Source organism: Streptomyces sp. NBC_00873, from assembly GCF_045207415.1.
Lineage (GTDB): Bacteria > Actinomycetota > Actinomycetes > Streptomycetales > Streptomycetaceae > Streptomyces.
Genome location: NZ_CP108803.1, coordinates 6,897,483 through 6,918,329, shown reverse-complemented (window position 1 = coordinate 6,918,329; position 20,847 = coordinate 6,897,483). Strand labels below are relative to the sequence as shown.

22 protein-coding genes are annotated in these 20,847 nt (G+C 70.6%); 11 read left to right on the top strand and 11 right to left on the bottom strand.

The features are described 5' to 3' along the window. The first annotated feature begins 128 nt into the window (after positions 1-128). Both OH809_RS31895 and OH809_RS31890 read left to right on the top strand, forming a co-directional pair. Positions 129-818: a maleylpyruvate isomerase family mycothiol-dependent enzyme gene (locus tag OH809_RS31895; RefSeq protein ID WP_406515975.1), complete on the top strand. Its 690-nt coding sequence runs from the start codon at positions 129-131 to the stop codon at positions 816-818. Positions 819-828: 10 nt separating this feature from the next. Next, the gene (locus tag OH809_RS31890; protein ID WP_406418398.1) at positions 829-1,485 is read left to right on the top strand and encodes an MBL fold metallo-hydrolase; all 657 of its coding nucleotides are present in this window, start codon (positions 829-831) and stop codon (positions 1,483-1,485) included. A 47-nt stretch (positions 1,486-1,532) separates the two neighbouring features. On the opposite strand, the gene OH809_RS31885 is transcribed toward OH809_RS31890, so the two are convergent. The 5 genes from OH809_RS31885 to OH809_RS31865 form a co-directional block, all read right to left on the bottom strand. Continuing rightward, positions 1,533-2,525, bottom strand: a complete 993-nt coding sequence (locus OH809_RS31885) for a TerC family protein (RefSeq protein ID WP_406418400.1) — start codon at positions 2,523-2,525, stop codon at positions 1,533-1,535. Between the two features lie 245 nt (positions 2,526-2,770). Next, entirely contained in the window at positions 2,771-4,750 is a 1,980-nt protein-coding gene (locus OH809_RS31880) for a TerD family protein (RefSeq protein ID WP_406515974.1), read from the bottom strand. A 157-nt stretch (positions 4,751-4,907) separates the two neighbouring features. Then, the gene (locus OH809_RS31875) at positions 4,908-5,486 is read right to left on the bottom strand and encodes a TerD family protein (protein ID WP_147990386.1); all 579 of its coding nucleotides are present in this window, start codon (positions 5,484-5,486) and stop codon (positions 4,908-4,910) included. Between the two features lie 128 nt (positions 5,487-5,614). Next, positions 5,615-7,744: an excinuclease ABC subunit UvrB gene (uvrB, locus tag OH809_RS31870; RefSeq protein ID WP_406418404.1), complete on the bottom strand. Its 2,130-nt coding sequence runs from the start codon at positions 7,742-7,744 to the stop codon at positions 5,615-5,617. A gap of 40 nt (positions 7,745-7,784) precedes the next feature. Next, a complete protein-coding gene (locus tag OH809_RS31865; protein ID WP_406418406.1) occupies positions 7,785-8,672 on the bottom strand; it encodes an MHYT domain-containing protein in 888 nt (295 codons plus the stop codon). Between the two features lie 206 nt (positions 8,673-8,878). Between OH809_RS31865 and OH809_RS31860 the strand changes: the two genes are divergently transcribed. The 3 genes from OH809_RS31860 to OH809_RS31850 all read left to right on the top strand — a co-directional run bounded on the left by OH809_RS31860 (position 8,879) and on the right by OH809_RS31850 (position 11,842). After that, a complete protein-coding gene (locus OH809_RS31860; RefSeq protein ID WP_406418408.1) occupies positions 8,879-9,823 on the top strand; it encodes a glycerophosphodiester phosphodiesterase in 945 nt (314 codons plus the stop codon). A gap of 57 nt (positions 9,824-9,880) precedes the next feature. Further along, complete coding sequence (locus tag OH809_RS31855) at positions 9,881-10,450, top strand: methylated-DNA--[protein]-cysteine S-methyltransferase (RefSeq protein ID WP_406515973.1); 570 nt, start codon at positions 9,881-9,883, stop codon at positions 10,448-10,450. Between the two features lie 66 nt (positions 10,451-10,516). After that, positions 10,517-11,842, top strand: coding sequence for an MFS transporter (locus OH809_RS31850; RefSeq protein ID WP_406418412.1), 1,326 nt, complete (start codon positions 10,517-10,519; stop codon positions 11,840-11,842). Between the two features lie 87 nt (positions 11,843-11,929). On the opposite strand, the gene OH809_RS31845 is transcribed toward OH809_RS31850, so the two are convergent. Further along, complete coding sequence (locus OH809_RS31845; RefSeq protein ID WP_406418414.1) at positions 11,930-12,292, bottom strand: cupin domain-containing protein; 363 nt, start codon at positions 12,290-12,292, stop codon at positions 11,930-11,932. A gap of 234 nt (positions 12,293-12,526) precedes the next feature. Between OH809_RS31845 and OH809_RS31840 the strand changes: the two genes are divergently transcribed. Together OH809_RS31840 and OH809_RS31835 are read left to right on the top strand one after the other, a co-directional pair. Further along, positions 12,527-13,507: a pseudouridine-5'-phosphate glycosidase gene (locus tag OH809_RS31840; protein WP_406418416.1), complete on the top strand. Its 981-nt coding sequence runs from the start codon at positions 12,527-12,529 to the stop codon at positions 13,505-13,507. After that, positions 13,504-14,400 (top strand): carbohydrate kinase family protein, encoded by an 897-nt coding sequence (locus OH809_RS31835; RefSeq protein ID WP_406418418.1) that lies wholly within the window; start codon positions 13,504-13,506, stop codon positions 14,398-14,400. The genes OH809_RS31840 and OH809_RS31835 overlap by 4 nt, the downstream gene beginning before the upstream one ends. A 1-nt stretch (position 14,401) precedes the next feature. Here the strand turns inward: OH809_RS31835 and OH809_RS31830 are convergent, their stop codons facing one another. The 3 genes from OH809_RS31830 to OH809_RS31820 all read right to left on the bottom strand — a co-directional run bounded on the left by OH809_RS31830 (position 14,402) and on the right by OH809_RS31820 (position 16,692). Further along, the gene (locus OH809_RS31830) at positions 14,402-15,049 is read right to left on the bottom strand and encodes a uridine kinase (protein WP_406418420.1); all 648 of its coding nucleotides are present in this window, start codon (positions 15,047-15,049) and stop codon (positions 14,402-14,404) included. A gap of 301 nt (positions 15,050-15,350) precedes the next feature. After that, complete coding sequence (locus OH809_RS31825; protein WP_406424867.1) at positions 15,351-15,803, bottom strand: cupin domain-containing protein; 453 nt, start codon at positions 15,801-15,803, stop codon at positions 15,351-15,353. Between the two features lie 211 nt (positions 15,804-16,014). Next, positions 16,015-16,692 (bottom strand): winged helix-turn-helix transcriptional regulator, encoded by a 678-nt coding sequence (locus OH809_RS31820; protein WP_406418422.1) that lies wholly within the window; start codon positions 16,690-16,692, stop codon positions 16,015-16,017. 85 nt (positions 16,693-16,777) lie between these two features. Between OH809_RS31820 and OH809_RS31815 the strand changes: the two genes are divergently transcribed. Together OH809_RS31815 and OH809_RS31810 are read left to right on the top strand one after the other, a co-directional pair. Then, a complete protein-coding gene (locus tag OH809_RS31815) occupies positions 16,778-17,989 on the top strand; it encodes a pyridoxal phosphate-dependent aminotransferase (RefSeq protein WP_406515972.1) in 1,212 nt (403 codons plus the stop codon). Then, the gene (locus OH809_RS31810; protein ID WP_406515971.1) at positions 17,986-18,603 is read left to right on the top strand and encodes a C39 family peptidase; all 618 of its coding nucleotides are present in this window, start codon (positions 17,986-17,988) and stop codon (positions 18,601-18,603) included. Before OH809_RS31815 ends, OH809_RS31810 begins: the two co-directional genes overlap by 4 nt. Positions 18,604-18,690: 87 nt before the next feature. On the opposite strand, the gene OH809_RS31805 is transcribed toward OH809_RS31810, so the two are convergent. Both OH809_RS31805 and OH809_RS31800 read right to left on the bottom strand, forming a co-directional pair. Then, positions 18,691-19,101 (bottom strand): RidA family protein, encoded by a 411-nt coding sequence (locus OH809_RS31805; protein ID WP_406418428.1) that lies wholly within the window; start codon positions 19,099-19,101, stop codon positions 18,691-18,693. Between the two features lie 172 nt (positions 19,102-19,273). After that, positions 19,274-19,792, bottom strand: coding sequence for an HXXEE domain-containing protein (locus OH809_RS31800; protein ID WP_406515970.1), 519 nt, complete (start codon positions 19,790-19,792; stop codon positions 19,274-19,276). 80 nt (positions 19,793-19,872) lie between these two features. On the opposite strand from OH809_RS31800, the gene OH809_RS31795 reads away from it, so the two are divergent. Both OH809_RS31795 and OH809_RS31790 read left to right on the top strand, forming a co-directional pair. Next, positions 19,873-20,454, top strand: coding sequence for a TetR/AcrR family transcriptional regulator (locus tag OH809_RS31795; RefSeq protein ID WP_406515969.1), 582 nt, complete (start codon positions 19,873-19,875; stop codon positions 20,452-20,454). 82 nt (positions 20,455-20,536) lie between these two features. Beyond that, entirely contained in the window at positions 20,537-20,845 is a 309-nt protein-coding gene (locus OH809_RS31790) for a hypothetical protein (protein ID WP_406418434.1), read from the top strand. Positions 20,846-20,847 lie beyond the last annotated feature (2 nt).

Sequence of the window (20,847 nt, the reverse complement as noted above, 5' to 3'; positions counted from 1 at the left end):
CCAGGGTATGGGGGGCGCCACAGCGGTGTACGAAGCTTTTCGACTCCGAGCGTATAGCACGCGCATTCGATTTATGGACGGTCGGCGACTCCTTCACCCGAACGAGCGCCGAGGCTAGGCTCGGCCGCATGATTGATCACGCGCACGACCTGGCATCCGTACGTGAAGCGACGGATCGGCTCCTCGGAGCGACGGTGAAACTGGACGACGTCACCGCCGCCGAACCGTCACGGCTGCCCGGCTGGACCCGGGGCCATGTCCTTGCACACCTTTCCCGTAACGCCGACGCGCTCGTAAATGTTCTCCAGGGCCGTCCCATGTACGCAGACAGCGAAACCCGCGATCGGGACATCGAGCGCGGCGCACCCCGGCCGCTCACCGAACAGCTGGCCGACCTGCGCGAGAGCGCGGCCCGCTTCCTGGCCGTCGCCGCCGAGCCGGCCGACTGGTCCCGCACCATCACCATGCGCAACGGCGTCACCGACTCCGCCTCCCGGGTCCCCTTCCGCCGCTGGATCGAGATCGAGCTGCACCATGTCGACCTGGGAATCGGCTACGAGCTCGACGACCTTCCGGACGAATTCGTGGCCCGTGAGATCGACTTCCTCGCGGAGCGGTTCGGCCGTCACCCGGAGGTCGTCTCCACGGGTCTGGCCACCGACGACGGCCGGATCTGGACCACGGGTGGCGGCGCCGAGGGCCCGTCCGTCGCGGTCCGCGGCCCGGCGCCGGAACTGCTCGGCTGGCTCGCCGGGCGCCGCGACGGCTCGGTGCTGAAGGTCGACGGCGGCCCTCTTCCCGTACTGCCGCCGCTATAGGCTGAGACGTATGACGTACAGCGGAGCGGTCAAGGTCGGCGGACGTGCGGATGTACACGAGTTGACGGACCTGATGATCTCCAAGGTCGCCGTCGGCCCGATGAACAACAACGCGTATCTGCTGCGCTGCCGGGCCACCGGCGAGCAGCTCCTGATCGACGCGGCCGCCGAGGCCCCCACCCTGCTGCGACTGATCGGTGACGACTCCATCGCGTCCGTTGTCACCACTCATCAGCACGGCGACCACTGGCAGGCGCTGGGCGAGGTGGTGGCGGCCACCGGTGCGCGTACCTACGCGGGGCGGTACGACGCCGAGGGCATCCCGGTCCCGACCGATGTGCTGGTCGACGACGACGACACGATCCGGGTGGGGCAGGTCACCCTGACCGCGCGCCATCTGGCCGGTCACACCCCGGGCTCCATCGCGCTGGTCTACGACGACCCGCACGGCGCCCCGCATCTGTTCACCGGGGATTGCCTCTTCCCCGGCGGGGTCGGCAATACCCGCAAGGACCCCGAAGCGTTCGCGAGCCTGCTCCACGACGTGGAGACCAAGCTCTTCGACGTGCTGCCCGACGAGACCTGGGTCTATCCGGGCCACGGCCACGACACGACGCTCGGCGACGAGCGTCCGCAGCTGCCCGAGTGGCGCGCACGCGGCTGGTGACATGAGAGTGCGGGTGAGCCGTCGCACCGCCCACCCGCACCGCCGCATCAGGCCTCGATGCGGGAACTCTCCTCCGTCCCACGGTCGGCCTCGGCCGTGGCCTGCTTCTTGTTGGCGAGGAGGCTGGTGATCGTGGTGATCACCAGCACGCCGCAGATGACGCCGAGCGAGACCGGGATCGAGATCTCGGGGACATGCACCCCGGACTCGTGCAGGGCGTGCAGCACCAGCTTGACGCCGATGAAGCCGAGGATGACCGAGAGCCCGTAGCTGAGGTGGACCAGCTTCTTCAGCAGGCCGCCGATGAGGAAGTACAACTGCCGCAAACCCATCAGGGCGAAGGCGTTGGCGGTGAAGACGATGTACGGGTCCTGGGTCAGCCCGAAGATCGCGGGGATGGAGTCCAGCGCGAACAGCACATCGGTGGTGCCGATGGCGAGCATGACGACCATCAGCGGGGTCAGGACGCGCTTGCCGTTGATCCTGATGAAGAGCTTGGTGCCGTGGTACCTGTCGGCGACACCGAAGCGGCGTTCGATCGACTTGAGGAGACGGTTCTCCTCGAACTCGCCCTCCTCCTCACCGGCCCGCGCCTCCTGGATGAGCTTCCAGGCGGTGTAGATCAGGAACGCGCCGAAGATGTAGAAGACCCACGAGAAGTTGGCGATGACCGCGGCGCCCGCGGCGATGAAGATCGCTCGCAGAACCAGCGCGATCAGCACGCCGACCAGCAGCACGCGCTGCTGGAGATGGGACGGCACCGAGAACTTCGCCATGATCAGGACGAAGACGAAGAGGTTGTCCACGCTGAGCGACTTCTCGGTGATGTACCCGGCGAAGAACTCGCCCGATGCCTGGCTCTCGCCGAACACGAGCAGGCCGAGTCCGAAGAGCACGGCCAGCGCGATCCAGACGATCGTCCAGATTCCGGCTTCCTTCGTCGTCACGTCATGAGGCTTGCGCCCGATGAAGAAGTCGACGGCGACAAGGGCTGACAGACCAAGAATGGTCAGCGCCCAGAGGGTCCACGAAACGTCCACTGCGCCTCCGGCAGTTCGCTACGGCTACTGATCAGCGTCGTCGCTGCCGGAGGTCTCTTCCACCCGGGCGCACGGGGTGCGCGCCACCGGCCGACGCCCCGGGACCGGTCACAGTCCGTATTGACGGGCACGTCGCGTATGGGAGTACTCCCCTCCGTTCGAAGAACAGTACAGGGAACACCAAGAAAAGGTAAAGGTCAGTAAAAAGATCTTTCAAAAGTGCAGGTCAGGGGTGGTTCGATGAGTCAAGGCCGACCGCTACGACGGGCGGCGGCCACCTGGGCGAGCACGTTCTGCAGCACCCGGCTGCCGGGCGGAGTCCTCAGCGGCTCGTATGTCCAGGCGTGGCCGACCCAGGGATCGGCCAGGTGGTCGTCGGCGACCGGGGTGATCCGAAGCAGGGAGCGCCAGAGCGGGTCGAGCACCGGCCCGTACGCGCTCGCGTCCCCCCGGTCCGCGACCATCAGCAGGTGGACGCCGACCGAGGGGCCCTCGTCTGCGAGGTAGCGCAGCCGGGTGACGGCCCGGTCGTCGAAGCCGTGCGGGAAGTCGTTGACGATCAACAACTGCTCGGCGGTGTCCAGGTCCGGCGGGAGCGCATCGGCTGCGCCGGCCCGGATCGCCATCTGCACGAGGTCGACACGCCGGGTGAGGTGGGCGAGGACCGAGGCCACTCCCCCGGCGCCGGCGGCGGGGGGCGCGGCGAGTACCCCGGAGTCGACCAGGGGCGCGAGCGCCGCTGTGGCCGAGCCCGCGGGGTCGATGACATGGACGGAGAACTCGTCCGCCGGGTAGACGGCGAGCAGCCGGGCCGCGTGCGCGACGGCGTTCTCCATGGCGAGGCGGCGGAGCTGGTCCGGACCGGTCAGGGCCGCTGCCTCGGAGGCCGTACGCCCGCTGTCGACCCAGATTCCGCGCTCCAGCGGCAGCCGTACGAGCAGCGGGATGCGCAGGTCGGCGCTCTCGGGCAGACGGAGGTCGCCGATCCGCAGGGCCATGGGGATCTCCATGGGGACGCGGTAGTCGTGCCAGACGGGGTTGTCCCAGCCCGCGTACGCGGCGGGGAGTGCCGGTTCGACGACGGCGGACTCGGCGGCGAGCTGGGCGAGATCGCGGTCGAGCGCCTCGCGGGCCCGGTCGGTGAGCTGGTCGCGCTTGGTGCGGGCCTCCTCGCGGGCCCGGTCGCCCGCTCCTCCGATCCGGTTGCGCGGGTCGGACAGAGCACGGTCGAGCTCCTGGTCCATGCGGGACTCGGCGAAGTCGACGGCGCTGCGGTACGCGGCGGTGGTGCGGGCCAGGTCCTCGAACATGCCCCAGACCTGGTTGTAGAGGCGCTCCTCCATGGACCAGCCGGTCGCGTCCCCGGCGACGGGCTCGGCGGGCCGGCCCGGTTCGGCGGGCGGTGCGGTGGGCGGGGGCGGCGGGGGCGCCGCGGACTGGCGGCGCGGGTGTGCGTAGTTGACGGGGCCACTCGTGGCGGGCCCCGCGGTGGGGACCGCGCCGCCTGTCGGCCGGGGCTGTGCGGGGTGGGGCAGTGGGGTGGCTGCCGGGGCCGGGTCGCCGATCGGTGCGGCGGGAGGTGTCGCGGGCGCCTGCTGGCCGGAGGCCGCGCCGGCGTGGCGGACCCGGTCGCCTTCCGGGGTGCGGGGCGGGGGCGGCGCCACCGAGCGGGCCATGCCCCGGGCGACCGCCTCATGGACCGACCGGGCCAGCTCCTGCGCACCGGAAACCCCCTGGTCGGCGAGCATCGCGGCGAGACCGCCCGCATAGCCCTGGCCGACCGCGCGGACCTTCCAGGCGCCCTGGCGGCGGTAGAGCTCCAGGGCGGCGACCGCGGACTCGCTGTCGAGACCGGTGAGGGTGAAGGTGGCGATCTCGGTGCCTTCGAGGCCCGTGACAGCGACGAAGGGTGCGGCGACCGCGCCGAACCTGACCGGGCCGCCGACATCCACGGGCAGCGCCAGCAGCACGGTGACGCGGTACACCGAGGCGGGCAGGGCGTCGAGGTCGACGGCGAGCCGGTGCTCGGCGGCGGCCTGCTTGGACACTTCGAGTCCGGGCAGCTGGGGCGAGCCCGGGTGGGCGATCCACTCGATGCCGTGCACCGTGCCCTGCTCGTCGCCGAGCGTGGCACCCGCCACGACGGGCGTACCGGCCGATACCCGGATCTCCAGACGGGTCTGGGGCAAGGTGTGGTTCTGCCCCCGGACCAACTCGGCCGTCATTGCCCTGTCCCCTCGACGAGTTGCTGCTGCGCGGTGCGGCGCGGTGCGCTATCTGTCGGCGTGATGCCGTGGTGCGGTGCCATGCGGGGCAGCTCCCGGCGGCCGTTGCCTCCGGGAGCTGCCCCTACCGATACGGACCCGAGTGGTCCGGCTGTGCCTACAGGTGCGGCAGGATCGCCGGCATCAGGTCCTGGAAGGTGCGGCCGTTGGCCGGGTTACCGAGGGCGGTCATCTGCCACCCGGCGCCCGCGCGGTGCACCTTGGCCATGATCTGGGCGGTGTACTGGCCGCCGCCGTCCAGCGTGTAGCGGGCGAGCTCCTGGCCGTTGGTCTCGTCGACGATGCGGCAGAAGGCGTTCTGCACCTCCTGGAACGTCTGGCCGGTGAAGGAGTTCACCGTGAAGACGATCTGGTCGATGTGGACCGGCACCCGCTGCAGGTCGACGAGGATCGCCTCGTCGTCGCCACCGGAACCGGCGCCGCCGACCAGGTTGTCGCCGGTGTGCTTCACCGAGCCGTCGTCGCTGACGAGGTGACGGAAGAAGACCACGTCGACCGGCTGCTTGTCGGCGAACAGCACCGCCGAGGCGTCCAGGTCGATCTCCCGTGTGCGTGACCCGAACAGACCGCGGCGGGGCGCCGCCTGCCAGCCGAGCCCCATCCGTACCGCGGTCAGGGTCCCCCCGTCGCTCTTCTGCAGGCTGATGGCCTGACCCTTGGTCATGTTGACCGTCACGCGCTGTCCCCTCTCCGCTACCCCGCACCTGTCCGTGCGGCTGCCAAGCACCCTACGCAGTCACGCCGAAGGCGCAGCAGCTTCCGGGCGATTTTGTGTCGGTCTTGCAACACACCGGCTGCGGTGGGTCAGGCGAGGCCCGCCTCCCGCATCTGGCGCAGCTCCTTCTTCAACTCGCCCACCTCGTCGCGCAGTCGGGCCGCCACCTCGAACTGCAGGTCCGCGGCGGCCGCCCGCATCCGGTCGGTCATCTCCTCGATGATCCCGGCGAGCTCGGTGGCGGGCCGGTCCGTGACCATCGCGCCGGCCTTCTTGGCTCCGGCCGCCCCTCCTGCCTTGCCCGCCTTGCCGCTGAGCGCGGGAACGGGCGCCTTGACGGCCTTCCCCTGGCGGTAGCCGGTGCCGAGCAGCTCCTCGGTGTCGATCTCCTCGCGGGCGATCGTGGCGACGATGTCGTTGATCTTCTTGCGCAGCGGCTGCGGGTCGAGGCCGCGCTCGGTGTTGTAGGCGATCTGCTTCTCGCGGCGGCGATTGGTCTCGTCGATGGCCTGCGCCATCGCCGGGGTGATCTTGTCCGCGTACATATGGACCTGCCCCGACACGTTACGGGCGGCGCGCCCGATGGTCTGGATCAGGGACGTCCCCGAGCGCAGGAAGCCCTGCTTGTCCGCGTCGAGAATGGCCACGAGCGACACCTCGGGCAGGTCGAGGCCCTCACGCAGGAGGTTGATGCCGACCAGTACGTCGTACTCACCGGAGCGCAGCTCGCGCAGCAGCTCGATGCGGCGCAGGGTGTCGACGTCGCTGTGGAGATAACGGACCTGGATGCCCAGCTCCAGGAAGTAGTCCGTGAGGTCCTCGGACATCTTCTTGGTGAGGGTGGTGACCAGGACCCGCTCGTCCTTCTCGGTGCGCTTGCGGATCTCGTGCACCAGGTCGTCGATCTGGCCCTCGGTGGGCTTGACGACGACCTCCGGGTCGACGAGGCCGGTGGGGCGGATGATCTGCTCCACGAACCCGTCGCCGCGGGACAGCTCGTACTTGCCCGGGGTGGCGGAGAGATAGACGGTCTGACCGATCCGCTCCGTGAACTCCTCCCACCTCAGGGGGCGGTTGTCGAGGGCGGACGGCAGCCGGAAGCCGTGGTCGACGAGGCTGCGCTTGCGGGAGGCGTCACCCTCGTACATCGCGCCGATCTGCGGCACGGTGACATGCGACTCGTCGATGACGAGCAGGAAGTCCTCGGGGAAGTAGTCGAGGAGGGTATTGGGGGCGGTGCCGGGCTCGCGGCCGTCCATGTGCATCGAGTAGTTCTCGATGCCGGAGCAGGTGCCGATCTGGCGCATCATCTCGATGTCGTACGTGGTGCGCATCCGCAGCCGCTGGGCCTCCAGCAGCTTGCCCTGCTTCTCCAGCTCGTCGAGGCGCTCCTGCAGCTCCTGCTCGATGCCGTTGACCGCCTTCTCCATGCGCTCCGGGCCCGCCACGTAGTGGCTGGCGGGGAAGACGTAGAGCTCGCGGTCCTCACTGATCACCTCTCCGGTGAGCGGATGGAGGGTGGAGAGCGCCTCGATCTCGTCGCCGAACATCTCGATGCGGACGGCGAGCTCCTCGTAGACCGGGAAGATCTCGATGGTGTCGCCGCGCACCCGGAAGGTGCCACGCGTGAACGCGACGTCGTTGCGCGTGTACTGGATCTCGACGAAGCGGCGCAGCAGCTGGTCGCGGTCGATCTCCTCCCCCACCGTGAGCGGGACCATGCGGTCCACGTACTCCTGCGGCGTACCGAGGCCGTAGATGCAGGAGACCGAGGCGACCACGACGACGTCGCGGCGGGTGAGCAGCGAGTTCGTCGCGGAGTGGCGCAGTCGCTCGACCTCGTCGTTGATCGACGAGTCCTTCTCGATGTAGGTGTCCGACTGCGGGATGTACGCCTCGGGCTGGTAGTAGTCGTAGTACGAGACGAAGTACTCGACGGCGTTGTTGGGGAGCAGCTCGCGGAACTCGTTCGCCAGCTGGGCGGCGAGGGTCTTGTTCGGCGCCATCACCAGGGTGGGGCGCTGCAGCTTCTCGATCATCCAGGCGGTGGTCGCCGACTTACCGGTGCCGGTCGCGCCGAGCAGCACGACATCCTTCTCACCTGCCCGGATACGCCGCTCCAGCTCGGCGATGGCAGTGGGCTGGTCACCGCTGGGCTGGTAGGGACTGACGACCTCGAAAGGCGCCACCGAACGTTCGATCTTCGAAACGGGCCGCATGGAACCACGGTACGACCCCTCACTGACAACCGGGCCCCGGTCACCGGTCCCGGGGCGGCGGGGAGTCCCGGTGCCGCGACTGGAACGACGCCGGGTCGGCGTGGGTACCGAAGCGCGGGACCTGGCGCTGGACGGGGATGCCGGGGGGCCGACCGGTGCCGACCCCGTTCCGGGGGTCGTCCCAGTCCGGGGAACCCATCACCACCAGGGGATCGAACATGACGACCACCGCGGCGAGCAGGAGGAAGCAGGCCGGGCCGATCATCAGCGGGATCAGGGCCGAGATCGGCCCGCTGTCGGTCACGGAATCCGCGACGGCCGCGGGGTGCAGATGGACGCTGAGCGCGGCCATGCCCGTGTAGTGCATCCCGCTCACGGCCACGCCCATCACCACGCTGGCGCCGAGGCTGGGCAGGAAGCCGTGGATGGAGACGGCCGACCACAGTGCGGTCGTGGAGGCGACCACGGCGATGACGACGGAGAGCGAAACGGTGAGCGTGTCGTACTCGAGCGTTCCCTGGAGGCGCATGCCGGCCATGCCGAGATAGTGCATGGTGGCCACGCCGAGTCCGGTGATGGTGCCGCCGGTGACCAGGGCCATGGAGGTGGCGCCCCGGTAGCCGACGATGAAGATGCCGATACCGACCATGACGATCGCGATGGCCAGGCTGGCGAACGTGATCGGCGTGTCGTAGCCGATCGAGGTCCTGTCGACGCTGAAGCCCATCATCGCGATGAAGTGCATCGTCCATATGCCGGAGCCGATGGAGGTGGCCCCGAGGGCGAGCCAGCCGGCCTTGAAGGAACGCTCGGTGCGCAGCGACCGCGTCGTGCAGCGCAGTCCGAGGGCCGCGCCGAGGCACGCCATGAGGAACGCCGCAATGGGCGTCACCACTCCATAGCTGAAACCGTCGATTGTGCCCTGCATGCTCGTACGCCCTTCGAGGAAGCCCGGGTTCGGGGTGACCCTAAGGCGCAAGTCCCGGCAAACAAACAGAAGAGCTGCATTTTATCGACCGGCCCGTGACTCCGTCCTGCCTGCCGCGTTCACGTGATGGCCACCCTTCGCCCGCCCCTCGTCGGGTGGCGGCTGTCGCCCTCGGCCCGTCCGTCACTCTGCCGCAAGGAGTACACGTGCACGCACGCACCGCAACCGTCTCCCTCGCTGCCGCCGCCCTGCTGGGCGTCGGCGCGCTGCTGCTTCCCACCCCCCATTCACCGGCCACGGCCACCGGCTCGGCCACGGGAACGGAGACAGTGACCGGCATCCGGACGGTCGGCGCGCGGGCCACCGGGGCGCCCGCCACGGCCCCGGTCGTCTTCGCCCACCGGGGCGCCTCGGCGTACGCGCCGGAGAACACCCTGGCCGCCGTCGACAGGGCCCACCGCCTCGGCTTCGACTGGGTGGAGAACGATGTCCAGCTCACCCGGGACGGTGTGCCGGTCGTCATCCACGACACCGATCTGAAGCGGACCACCGACGTCGAGGACGTCTTCCCGGACCGTGCGCCGTGGGCGGTCAAGGACTTCACGGCCGCGGAAATCGCCCGGCTGGACGCGGGCAACTGGTTCGGTGCGCGGTACACCGGGACCCGGGTCCCCACGCTCACGCGGTACCTGGACCGGATCGGGCGCAACCGGCAGAAGCTGCTGCTGGAGATCAAGAGCCCGGAGCTCTGTCCGGGCATCGAGAAGGAGATCCTGCGGGTGCTGCACCGGGCGGGGTGGCTCGACCGCGATCACGTCAGGAGCCGACTCGTGATCCAGAGCTTCGACGCGGGCAGTCTGAAGAAGGTCCATCAGCAGCGTCCGGACGTCACCACCGGCTTCCTCGGCACCCCTGCGATCGCCGATCTGACGTCGTACGCGGCGTTCACCGACCAGATCAACCCGTCGTACACGTCGATCGGCGCCGACTACGTCGCCGCTGTGCACGCGCTGAAGGGCGCGCACGGCAAGAAGCTCAGGGTCAACACCTGGACGGTCAACGATGCGGCGACCGCCGCGAAGGTGGACCTCCTCGGCGTGGACGGGATCATCACCAACACCCCTGATGTGGTGCGCGAGGCGACCGGCTGACGGCCGGAGGGAGCATCCCGCCCCCCGTTGTCAGTGGCCGGCCGTACGGTGGATTCCATGAACAGCAACGGGGGTGCCGACGGAGGCGATGTCGGCGGCAGGGTCGACTGGGCCGTCGTCGGGAGCGACATCGGGCCGCTGCTGCTTGCCGCGACCGACGCGGGGCTGGTGAGCGTGGGCTTCCACGCCGGGCCCGCCGTGCGGGACACGGCGGTCGGGCAGTTGCGCACCCGTCTCGGAACGGAGCCGGTGGAGGCGCCCGGTTCCGGGCGCCTCGCCGAGCCGATACGCCAGCTCGCGGAGTACTTCGCCGGCTCGTTGCGGGAGCTCTCGCTCGACCTGGACTGGTCGCTGACCACAGGCTTCAACCGCCAGGTGCTCCGCGAGCTGGCGACGGGGGTGCCGTACGGAACAGTCGTCGGGTACGGGGACCTCGCCGAGCGGGCTGGGCAGCCGGGCGCGGCGCAGGCGGTCGGGGCTGCCATGGGGTCCAACCCACTGCCCGTGGTGGTGCCCTGCCACCGGGTGGTGGAGAGCGACGGCGGACTCGGCGGGTTCGGCGGCGGCCTGGAGACCAAGCGGCAGCTGCTGGCGCTGGAAGGGGTTCTGCCGCAGCCGCTGTTCTGAGCCCGCGTGCCCCGACCGGCCCGGAACCTGCTTTCGTCCCCACGTGCGAGCTGGCACACTCCGTCAGTGACCAACACGCTCGATGCACCTGACTCCCCCACCGGACCCACCGGACCCGGCGAACCAAGCGGGCCCACCGGGGCCGCACCCGTCACTGCGGCGGAGCTGCCCGCTCTTCGGCGCCGGACGTCCGCGGTGCTGATCGCCTCTCAGATCCTCGGCGGCCTCGGTGTGCCCATCGGTATCGCCCTGGCCCCCGTGCTGGCAACACAAGTGAGCGGCTCCGAGGCGCTGTCCGGTCTCGCGCCGACCGCGTCGGTGGCCGGCACGGCGCTGCTGTCGTTGCCGCTGGCCGCGCTGATGACCTCGCGGGGCCGACGCCCCGGCCTCGTTCTCGCGTATCTGATCGGTGCGCTGGGCGCGGGGCTGGTGGTCGTGGCCGCTGTTGTGGGCAGTTTCCCGTTGCTGCTGCTCGGCATGGCCGGGTTCGGTGCCGGTTCGTCGGCCAATCTGCAGGCGCGGTTCGCCGCCGCCGACCTGGCCGAGCCGGACCGTCGCGGCCGGGCGATCTCCACCGTCATCTGGGCCACCACGATCGGTTCGGTCCTCGGCCCCAACATTGCGGCTCCGGCGGGCCGGGTCTTCCGGTCCACGTCCATACCCGAGACGGCCGGACCGTTCCTCTGGGCTGCCGGGATCTTCCTGCTCGCCGCGGTGGTGGTCGCGGTGCTGCTGCGACCCGATCCGCTGCTCACCGCGCGTGCGCTGGCCCCGCAGGACAGCGGGTCCGCGGGCGGCCGTTCGCTGCGGGCGGGCATCGCGGCGGTGCGGGCCTCGCCGATGGCCCGGCTGGCGCTGGTGACCGTGGCCGGATCGCACACCGTGATGGTGTCGATCATGGTGATGACCCCGGTCGATCTGGGCCACCACGGCGCGGACCTCAAGCTGATCGGCCTGGTCATCAGCGGCCACATCGCGGGCATGTACGCGTTCTCACCGGTGATGGGCTGGCTCTCCGACCGCTTCGGACGGCTCGCCGTGATCGGTCTGGCCGTCGGGCTGCTGTCCTGCGCCGCGCTGCTGGCCGGAACCGCCGGTCCCAGTCATGGTCAGACGGCCGCCGGTCTGTTCGTGCTCGGGCTCGGCTGGTCGGCGGGCCTGGTGGCCGGTTCGGCGCTCCTCACCGACTCCGTGCCGCAGCCCGCCCGCGCCGCCGTGCAGGGTCTGTCGGACCTGACCATGAACACGGCGGCGGGCATCGGCGGTGCGATCGCCGGGGTGGTCGTCTCCCAGGCGGGTTACGGCTGGCTGAACGCGGCCGGCGCCTGTCTGTTGCTGCCGATGGCGACACTGGCGCTGCGCCGGGCGCTGTCCCGGCCCGCCACCACCTGACCGGGCCGCGGCACCGGCCCACCTGGCCGGCCCGCGGGACCCGGGAGCGGGACCGGACCTCTGGCGCCCCGGGCAGGCGCCAGGTGCTCAGAGGCTGATGTGGTACGCCTTGCGCAGCGTCTCGTGCACGGTCCACGTCGTACGGTCGCCCTCGCGCAGGACGCAGGCGTCACCCGGGCCGATCTCCAGCGTCTCGCCGTCCTCGACCACGACGGTCGCGCGCCCGCTGACGACCACGAACAGCTCGTTGGCCTCGGTGTCGGTGACCACACCGGGCGTGATCTGCCAGATCCCCCGCACCTGCTTGCCATCCGGCGACTCCCAGAGCACCTTGCCGGTCACCACGGGCTCGCCCGAGACGATCTGAGCGGGGTCGAGCGGTTCCGGTTCGAGGTCGGCGTCCGGGATGTGCACGGCGAAGGAAGCGGGAGCTTGATCAATTGTGGTCATGGTCGGTCACCCTAGCGACCGCGTCGGGCGGTCGTGCCACCAGGACCGGTGGAAGGCGGCCGACCCGCCCGGCTCGCGCGGGTGCGCCGTCCGGTTGTGGCGGTGGTGTCGACATGGGCCCGCGGCAAGGACGACGTCGAACCACGCGTCGCGGAAGGGCAGGCCCGCACGTCGGCGGCCGTTCGGGTCCCGGGACACGTTTGAGGTCGGGCAGCCCGCGACAGGGATGTGGACATGTCACCGAACGCACCGCACCGCGCCCACCCGTACGCACCGGCCCTCTCCACCGAGGTACGGGAAGCTCTCGCCGCGCACCGCCCCGTCGTGGCACTGGAGTCGACGATCATCGCGCACGGTCTGCCGCGGCCCCGGAATCTACGGGTCGCGGAAGAGCTGGAAGAGCTCGTACGGTCCACGGGGGCCGTCCCCGCGACCATCGCCGTACTGGACGGAAGGGCCCATGTCGGCCTGGACAAGTCCGAGTTGGAGCGGGTCGCCGGAGATCCGACGATGCGGAAGCTGGGGCACCGGGATCTCGCTCCGGCGCTGGCGGCGGGAGCGAGCGGGGCGACGACCGTGTCCGCGACGGCGTTCCTCGCGGCCCGCGCCGGGCTGCGCGTCTTCGCGACGGGCGGCCTCGGCGGCGTACACCGGGAGTGGACCGAGACCCAGGACGAGTCCGCGGATCTCCGGCTGCTCGCACGGACCGGCATCACCGTGGTGTGCGCGGGCGTGAAGTCGATCCTGGACGTCCCCGCAACCCTGCAGCGCCTGGAGACACTTGGGGTCGGAGTGCTCGGCTACCGCACGGAGCACTTCCCCGGCTTCTATCTCAGCAGTTCGGGGGAGCCGGTGGACTGGACGGTGCACACGCCCGAAGAGGTTGCGGAAGTGATGCGGGCCGGGGACACCCTCGGCGGTCCCCCCGCGGCGCTGATCGTTGCCAACCCCGTACCGCAGAAGGACCAGCTGGATCCCGCGCTGCACGATCGCGTACTCGCGGAGGCGCTGGACGCGTGCCGGGAGCGCGGCATCACGGGCCAGGCCGTCACACCCTTCCTGCTCGACCATCTGATGCGGCAGACCGAAGGGGCGTCGCTGGAGGCCAACGTGGCGGCGGTACGCGGAAACGTGTCGCTCGCGGCGCGGATCGCCATCGCCTGGGCCACGGTCCGCGAGGGACCGCTGGAGCGGGACCCGGCAGGATCCCAGTGACCGGCGGCGGCCTTCTCGTCGTCGGGGACGTGGTCACGGACGTGGTGGCCCGGCATGTCTCGCCACTCGTCCACGGCACGGACACGGCGGCCCGGATCAGCACGCTGCCGGGCGGGTCCGGCGCCAATGCCGCCTGCTGGGCGGCGCGTTCGGGCTGCCGGGACGTGCGACTGGTGGCGCGGGTGGGCGCGGACTCCGCGGCCTGGCACGAGGATGTGCTGCGGCGGGCGGGGGTGCGTCCTCTGCTGGTGGTGGACGACGGGGCGCCGACCGCCACCGTCGTCGCGCTCGTCGACTCCGCGGCCGAACGCACCTTCCTCACCGACAGCGGCGCCGTGCTGCGCCTCTCCCCCGCCGACTGGTCGCCGTCCCTGCTCGACGGCATCGCACATCTGCATCTCTCCGGCTATCTCCTCTTCGCCGCGACGAGCCGCGCGACGGCCCTGCTCGCCCTGCGGGAGGCCCGGCGGCGGAACATCCCGGCAAGCGTGGATCCAGCCTCCGCGGGCTTCCTCGCCGAACTCGGCGTCGACACGTTCCTGACGGCCGTGGAGGGAGCGGAGCTGCTGCTGCCGAACGCGGACGAGGCCCGGCTGCTCACCGGACTCCCCGAACCGGCTGACGCCGCCGCCAAGCTGAGCCTGATGTTCCCTCAGGTCGTCGTCACCCTGGGCGCGGAGGGCGCCCTGCTCGCCGCCGGAGGGACGGTGACCGGACGCGTTCCGGCCGTTCCGGTGCGCGCAGCGGTGGACTCCACCGGGGCGGGCGACGCGTTCACCGGAGGGTTCCTCGCGGCGCGGCTGGCGGGGGCGGACGAGGCCACGGCCGCGGCGGCGGGCTGCCGGTCGGGGGCCGAGGCGGTCGCCACGGTCGGCGGCCGGCCCGGCGGGTGACCTACCCGCCCCCGCGCAACCCGGTCCAGGCGGGGTGGAGCGGATCGTCGGCCCGGACGACCGCGTCCGCACGCCCGGCGGGCTCCACCTCTTCCTCGTACCGCGCGAAAGCGGGCAGAGTCCACCGCTCGCTCTCCTCGGTGCGCCGCCGCAGCGCACCCGGCGAGAGCCGCAGATGGAGACTCAGGTCGAACGGGAACCAGTGCCCGAGCAGCAACGGCCCGTGCATCACCAGCACGCCGCCCTCAGGAAGGTGTTGATACGGGCTGCGGGTGGCCCGGTCCGTCACCGGGTCCCACAGATCGGGCAGCACCCGCCCGCTGCCGCCCACCTCCAGCGGCCCGAAGACCTCACGCCAGAGAGCTCCCGTGTCGAACCAGCTGTCGACGTACGAGTCGGGGTCCTGCTTGCCGTACTCGTAGCGCAGGCTTGCGGGCCGCAGGAACCCCTCGGTGGACACGACGAGCACGGCACGGCCAAGGATCCTCAGCTCCTGCGCGACACGCTCGGCCGGCTCCCCGGTGCGGGCGGCCGGAGCGCCGTCGATGCCGACCTTGAGCCACGGTCCGCCGTCGGACGGCTTCAGCCCGTCGGCGTACGCCGCAACGGTTTCGGCCAGCCGTTCCCAGGTGATCGCTTCGAATCGCACCCGACCATCATCGCCCCGGCGTCGGCGCGTCGGCGTCGGCCGTCCCACCAGCGGGGTGCTTCGCCATGGCCGGGCGGGGGCGGCATGCCTTCCCCTTGGTCCGGAGCGGGAGCCGGGGCACCATGCGCCGAGCGCCTGCAGCAGATCCTGTGCGAGGGCCGCACGGCGCGCCGGGACGAGACCGCCCGTGCTCGCCCTGTCCTATGCCTCCGGCCCCCCGTCCATGACCCTTCGCTCCTGTCCTCGTGCGGGAAGGCGCTCGCCGGCCAGCGTCGCCGGCGGGCGAGCGTCACGCGCCACGTCACTTCTGCGCGCCGCAGTCCACCGCTTCGGCGTCCTCAGAGAGTGCGCTTCCCTCGGGCAGCAGATAGGTCACCCAGAGCACGACCGGCTCGGTGCCCAGATTCCGTCCGATGTGGCGGTGCTCGGCCCCGGACGGTTCGATGAACGAGGTACCTGCGGGCGCCACTTCGACCGAGCAGTCGTCCAGTGTGCGCGTCAGCGTCCCCGACTTGACGACGGCGATCACCTGGCCGCTGTGGGTGTGCCAGCCGGTGGAGCTGCCCGGCTCCAGGGTGATCGTCCGGAAGGTCACGTCCGTACGGCCCTTCGGCGTCTTCACCCTCAGCTTGCCGACCGATGTGCCCTTCGCGACAACCGTGCCGCTCACCCCACTGCCGGGGGTGGCGAGTGCCGCCGACGGCACGAAGCCGAGCGCCGCCACACAGCCGCCGATGACCAGGGTCTTACCCATCCGCCCCTGCGGCCCTTGCTGTCCCTCCCATTCCAGCTGTTCCTGCTGCCCCTGCCGTCTGCCGATCCTCACGCGAATTCCCTCCGCCGCGATGCCCCGGACATCCCAAATAACCCGACGCTACCCGGGAGTTGATCCTCGGAATCAACCGGACACAGAGGTCTTCGAGAAGGCCGCCACGAAGGTCCTCACCTAGCGCCCCTCGCAATGGTCACGCGCCGCGCAGCTCAGCGGCCAGCGCCCCCTCGCCCGCGACCTCGATCCGCCCGTCCTTCACGGCCTCGGCAAGCGTGAATTCGCCTCGTCCGAGCGCGAGACAGACCTCGTCGTCGAGCACGATCCGGGCGTCCGCGTGAGCGGCCGGCCCGTCCCCGTACACCCCCGTACCGTCGGCCGGTCCACTCGATCCGTTCACGCGCACGTGGAACTCCCCCTCATCGAGGTGGACTTCGACGACTCCCGCGCGGGTCAGCCCGTCCAGCGCGCGCAGCAGCGGCAGCGCGAACCAGTGCGCCCGCACGGCATCCGTCGGCCGCCGCTCGCCGATCGCCGGCGCGCCCCAGTCGGCGAGCGCGGCGAGGACCGGCAGCAACCCATGGCCGCGCTCGGTCAGTTCGTACACCGACGCGGCAGCGGGCGGCGGCAGCCTGCGGCGGGTGGCCAGGCCGCCCTGTTCCATGTCCTTGAGCCGGGACGCGAGGACGTCCGTACTGACGCCGGGAAGGTCGGCGTGCAGATCGGTGTAGCGGCGTGGCCCCGCCAGCAGTTCACGGACGATCAGCAGGGTCCAGCGGTCCCCCACGGAGTCGAGGGCCCGGGCGGTGGCGCAGAACTGGTCGTAACTTCGGCGGCGCGCGGGGCGTGCGGGTGGCTGCTGCTGACGTGGCATGCGACGCAGTCTAGACATGTTGTTGGACTTTCCAAGCCCGAGCTTGGTAAAACCAAGTATCGCAATCGGGTCGGGGAGGCACCGCATGGAATTCCGGCAGTCCAGCAAGCTCAACGAGGTCTGTTACGAGATCCGGGGCCCGGTCATCGAGCACGCCGACGCCCTGGAGGAGGCGGGCCACAGCGTGCTCCGCCTCAACACGGGCAACCCCGCACTCTTCGGATTCGAGGCGCCGGAGGAGATCGTCCAGGACATGATCCGAATGCTCCCGCAGGCCCACGGCTACAGCGATTCGCGCGGGATCCTCTCCGCCCGCCGCGCGGTGGCGCAGCGCTACCAGGCGATGGGGCTGACCGATGTCGGGGTGGACGACATCTTCCTCGGCAACGGGGTGTCCGAGCTGATCTCCATGTCCGTACAGGCGCTGCTGGAGGACGGCGACGAGGTGCTCATCCCGTCGCCCGACTATCCGCTGTGGACCGCGGTGGTCACCCTCGCGGGCGGCAAGGCCGTGCACTACACCTGCGACGAGGCGTCGGACTGGAATCCGGACCTCGCCGACATGGCATCGAAGATCACCGACCGCACCAAGGCCGTCGTGATCATCAACCCGAACAACCCGACCGGCGCCGTCTATCCGCGCGAGATCCTGGAAGGCATCCTCGACCTGGCGCGCAGGCACGGTCTGCTGGTCCTCGCCGATGAGATCTACGACCAGATCCTCTACGACGACGCCGAGCACCACAGCGTGGCAGTCCTCGCCCCCGACCTGGTCTGTCTCACCTTCAGCGGTCTGTCGAAGACGTACCGGGTGGCGGGGTTCCGCTCCGGCTGGATGGTGGTGTCCGGCCCGCAGCAGCACGCCCGCGACTATCTGGAGGGCCTGACGATGCTCGCCTCCATGCGGCTGTGCCCGAACGCCCCCGCGCAGTACGCCATCCAGGCCGCGCTCGGCGGCCGGCAGTCCATCCGGGAACTGGTGGCCCCGGGCGGCAGGCTGTACGAACAGCGCAACCGGGCCTGGGAGAGGCTCAACGAGATCCCCGGAGTGTCGTGCGTGAAGCCGAAGGGCGCGCTGTACGCGTTCCCGCGCATCGACCCGAAGGTGCATGCGATCGTCGACGACGAGAAGTTCGTCCTCGATCTGCTGCTGCGGGAGAAGATCCAGGTGGTTCAGGGCACGGGCTTCAACTGGCCGCGGCCCGACCACTTCCGGATCCTGACCCTCCCGTACGCTGACGATCTCGACGCGGCGATCAGCCGCATCGGCCGCTTCCTGAACGGATACCGCCAGTGACCTGCCCCGCCTGCCGGTTCGCCGTCCATACTCAGTTCGCCTCGCCCGAACTCGTGGGCCCGATCGTCGAGGGCGGACTCGACCCGGCCGCCGACCCGGGCTGGGCGGACTCGGGGGCGCAATCGCCCGCCGAGTACGCACGCTGGGCAGGTCACCTGTGCGGTGTGACCTGTCTGCGCATGGCGCTCGGCGCCGGCGCCCCGTCGCTGTTCGCCCTGCGGGACGGGGCGCTCAAGTACGGCGCGTACACGGAGGATGCCGAGGGGGCGATCCGGGGCCTGGTCTACGCGCCCTTCGCACAGTACGTGCGGGAGGTGCACGGCCTCGATGCCACCGTCCACCGCCACTTGTCGACGGACGAGATCGTGGCCCTGCTGGACGAGGGGCGCACAGTGATGGCGTCGGTGCACTACGCGATCCGGCATCCGGAGCAGCCCGCTCCGGGGCGGGGCGGCCATCTGGTGCTGCTGACGTCCCGCACGCCGGACGGCAAGGGAGTCCATTTCCACAACCCGTCGGGCACGACGGCCACGACGCGGGCCGCGGAGCTTCCGCTGCCCGACTTCGAGCGGTTCTTCGCGGGGCGCGGGGTGTCACTGCCCGCGGGCGCGTGACGGGACGTCCCGGGAAACGGGAGCGGGCCCTGGGGCCCAGCCGACCCGCGGCTCATCTGCGACCACCGGGGCTCGCGGAGTGAGCGTTCAGCCGGGCAGTGCCGCAGTGAGGTCGACCTCGATCAGCTGTCCGGGGAAGCCGAGCCGCGCGACGCCGAGCAGCGTGCTCGCGGTGGTGAACGCGGGCCCGATGACCGAGCCGGTGAGCCGGCGCCAGGCGGCTCCAAGGTCCGTGACGTCGTCGCTGACCACATAGATGACCGACCGGACGACCCGGGAGGGCTCGGCGCCCACGGCCGCCAGGGCGACGAGCGCATTGGCCGCCACCTGATCGATCTGGGCGTCGAGGTCGCCCGGTCCCACCAGCGCGCCGGAACGGTCGAGCGGACACTGCCCGGCCAGGTACGCGGTCCGGCCCGCCTCCACCACAGTGATGTGGTGATAGCCGGGTGTGGGGTGCAGCTGGTCCGGATTGATCCGGCTGATCTCCGCAGTCATGCGGATGAGTATGACGGCCCGGGCCATGGGGCGCACCGGGGTTTCGGCGGGCCCGCAGGCCGATCCGTACGGGTGGTTTCCGGCGGATGCCCATGTCCTGCCGCCGTCCGGCGGGGGCCGCTTGTCACAGTGAGCCGCGCGCATCCGCGTCGCAGGCCCACGCAGACTCCGGCTACCGATTGAGCCGGCGCGCCAGCCCGTGCACTCCCGCGACGGCCACCGGGAGGAACGCCAGCGACGCAGCCGCCGTGCCGACGCCGCCGCTCTCGATACCGGCCGCCTTCAACCGCCGTACGGCCCACAGCGAGTACGGGACGACAACGGTCGGCGCCGTGGCGACCCCCGGTGTGTAGCCGCGGTACGCCAGTGCCTGCGCCATGTGCACGACGCCGTGCAGCCCGAATCCGACCAGTACGGTCCGGAAGAACGGGCTGCGACCGCCGGTGCGCGCCCCGTCTGCCGACGCCGCCGCCATGACTCCGCCCATGAGGCCGATGGCGACATTGACATCCCGCTGCGAGAGCTCCATTCGCGCCCAGACCCGTTCGGGCACTCTCGGGAATCGCTTCTGGAGCCGCGGCCGGGCAGACCGCGCCCAGCCGGCCATCGTGGCCAGCTCCTCCAGATCGTTGGCCACCCAGGCGGCGAGCAGCCCCCAGGTCACCGCCTTGGAAACCGCGGTCTCCGCCATACCAGCCCCCCAGCGTCGCAGTACGATGACAGCACCTTACAGCACAACGCAACGTTGCGTTGCTTCTCTCTGGAGTGCCCATGGCCGCCGATCAGACCGTGAACCGCCGCCCGGGCAAGGGCCCTCGTGCCGCCGCAGCGATCTTCGACACCACGCTGCGCCATCTCGCGGAACGCGGATACGCCCGTCTCACCATTGAGGCCGTCGCTCAGGACTCCGGGGTCAACAAGACGACGATCTACCGTTGGTGGCCCTCGAAACCGGCGCTGCTGCGGGCGGCCATGCTCCATGCCCGGGTCCTCGATATCGACATCCCCGATACGGGCAGTCTCCGCGGTGACCTGATCGCCCTCACCGAACAGATCGTCCGCCTGCTCACCGACGAGCGTACGGAACCGGTCGCCCGCGCCATGACCGCGGGCACCGGCCTGCCGGACGATGAACTCGCCGCGCTCACCCGCGACTTCTTCGCCGACCGGTTCTCCCGCGAGCAGCCGGTCTTCACCCGCGCCATCGCCCGTGGTGAACTCCCGAAGGACGCCGACCCGATGCTGCTGCTGGACCTGATCGCGGGGGCGGTCTGGATGCGGGTGCTGCTCCGCCGCGAACCGGCACCGCCGGACTTCGCCCGCGATGTCGTCGATGCCGTGCTGCCTCGCTGAGTGCGGCCCCGGCACGGTCCGGTAGTGTGCCGCGGCCGGGTCACCGGGCCCAATCGCACGCGCGGAACAGGGAGCGATCCACATGGGTGCGCCGATACGTCACTACACAGCGATGACGCCGGACGGTGAGGTGTTCACGGTCAGCATGGAGCGGGACCTCCGGTACGACCCGTACCGCGACTTCCTGGTCTGTGCGCATTGCGGCTGGTCGCCTTCGCTCCTGACCATGGAGAAGATCATCGACATGGCCGGGGAACATCTGGCGGCGGCGCACGGCGCCGACCGGGGGCTGTCCCAGCAGGAGAACGAGTCGTTCCGGAAGGTGCGGCTGATCGTGCTGCCCATCGTCGTCGTGCTGCTGATCGCTGTCTTCGTCTACCTGCGGAGCTGACA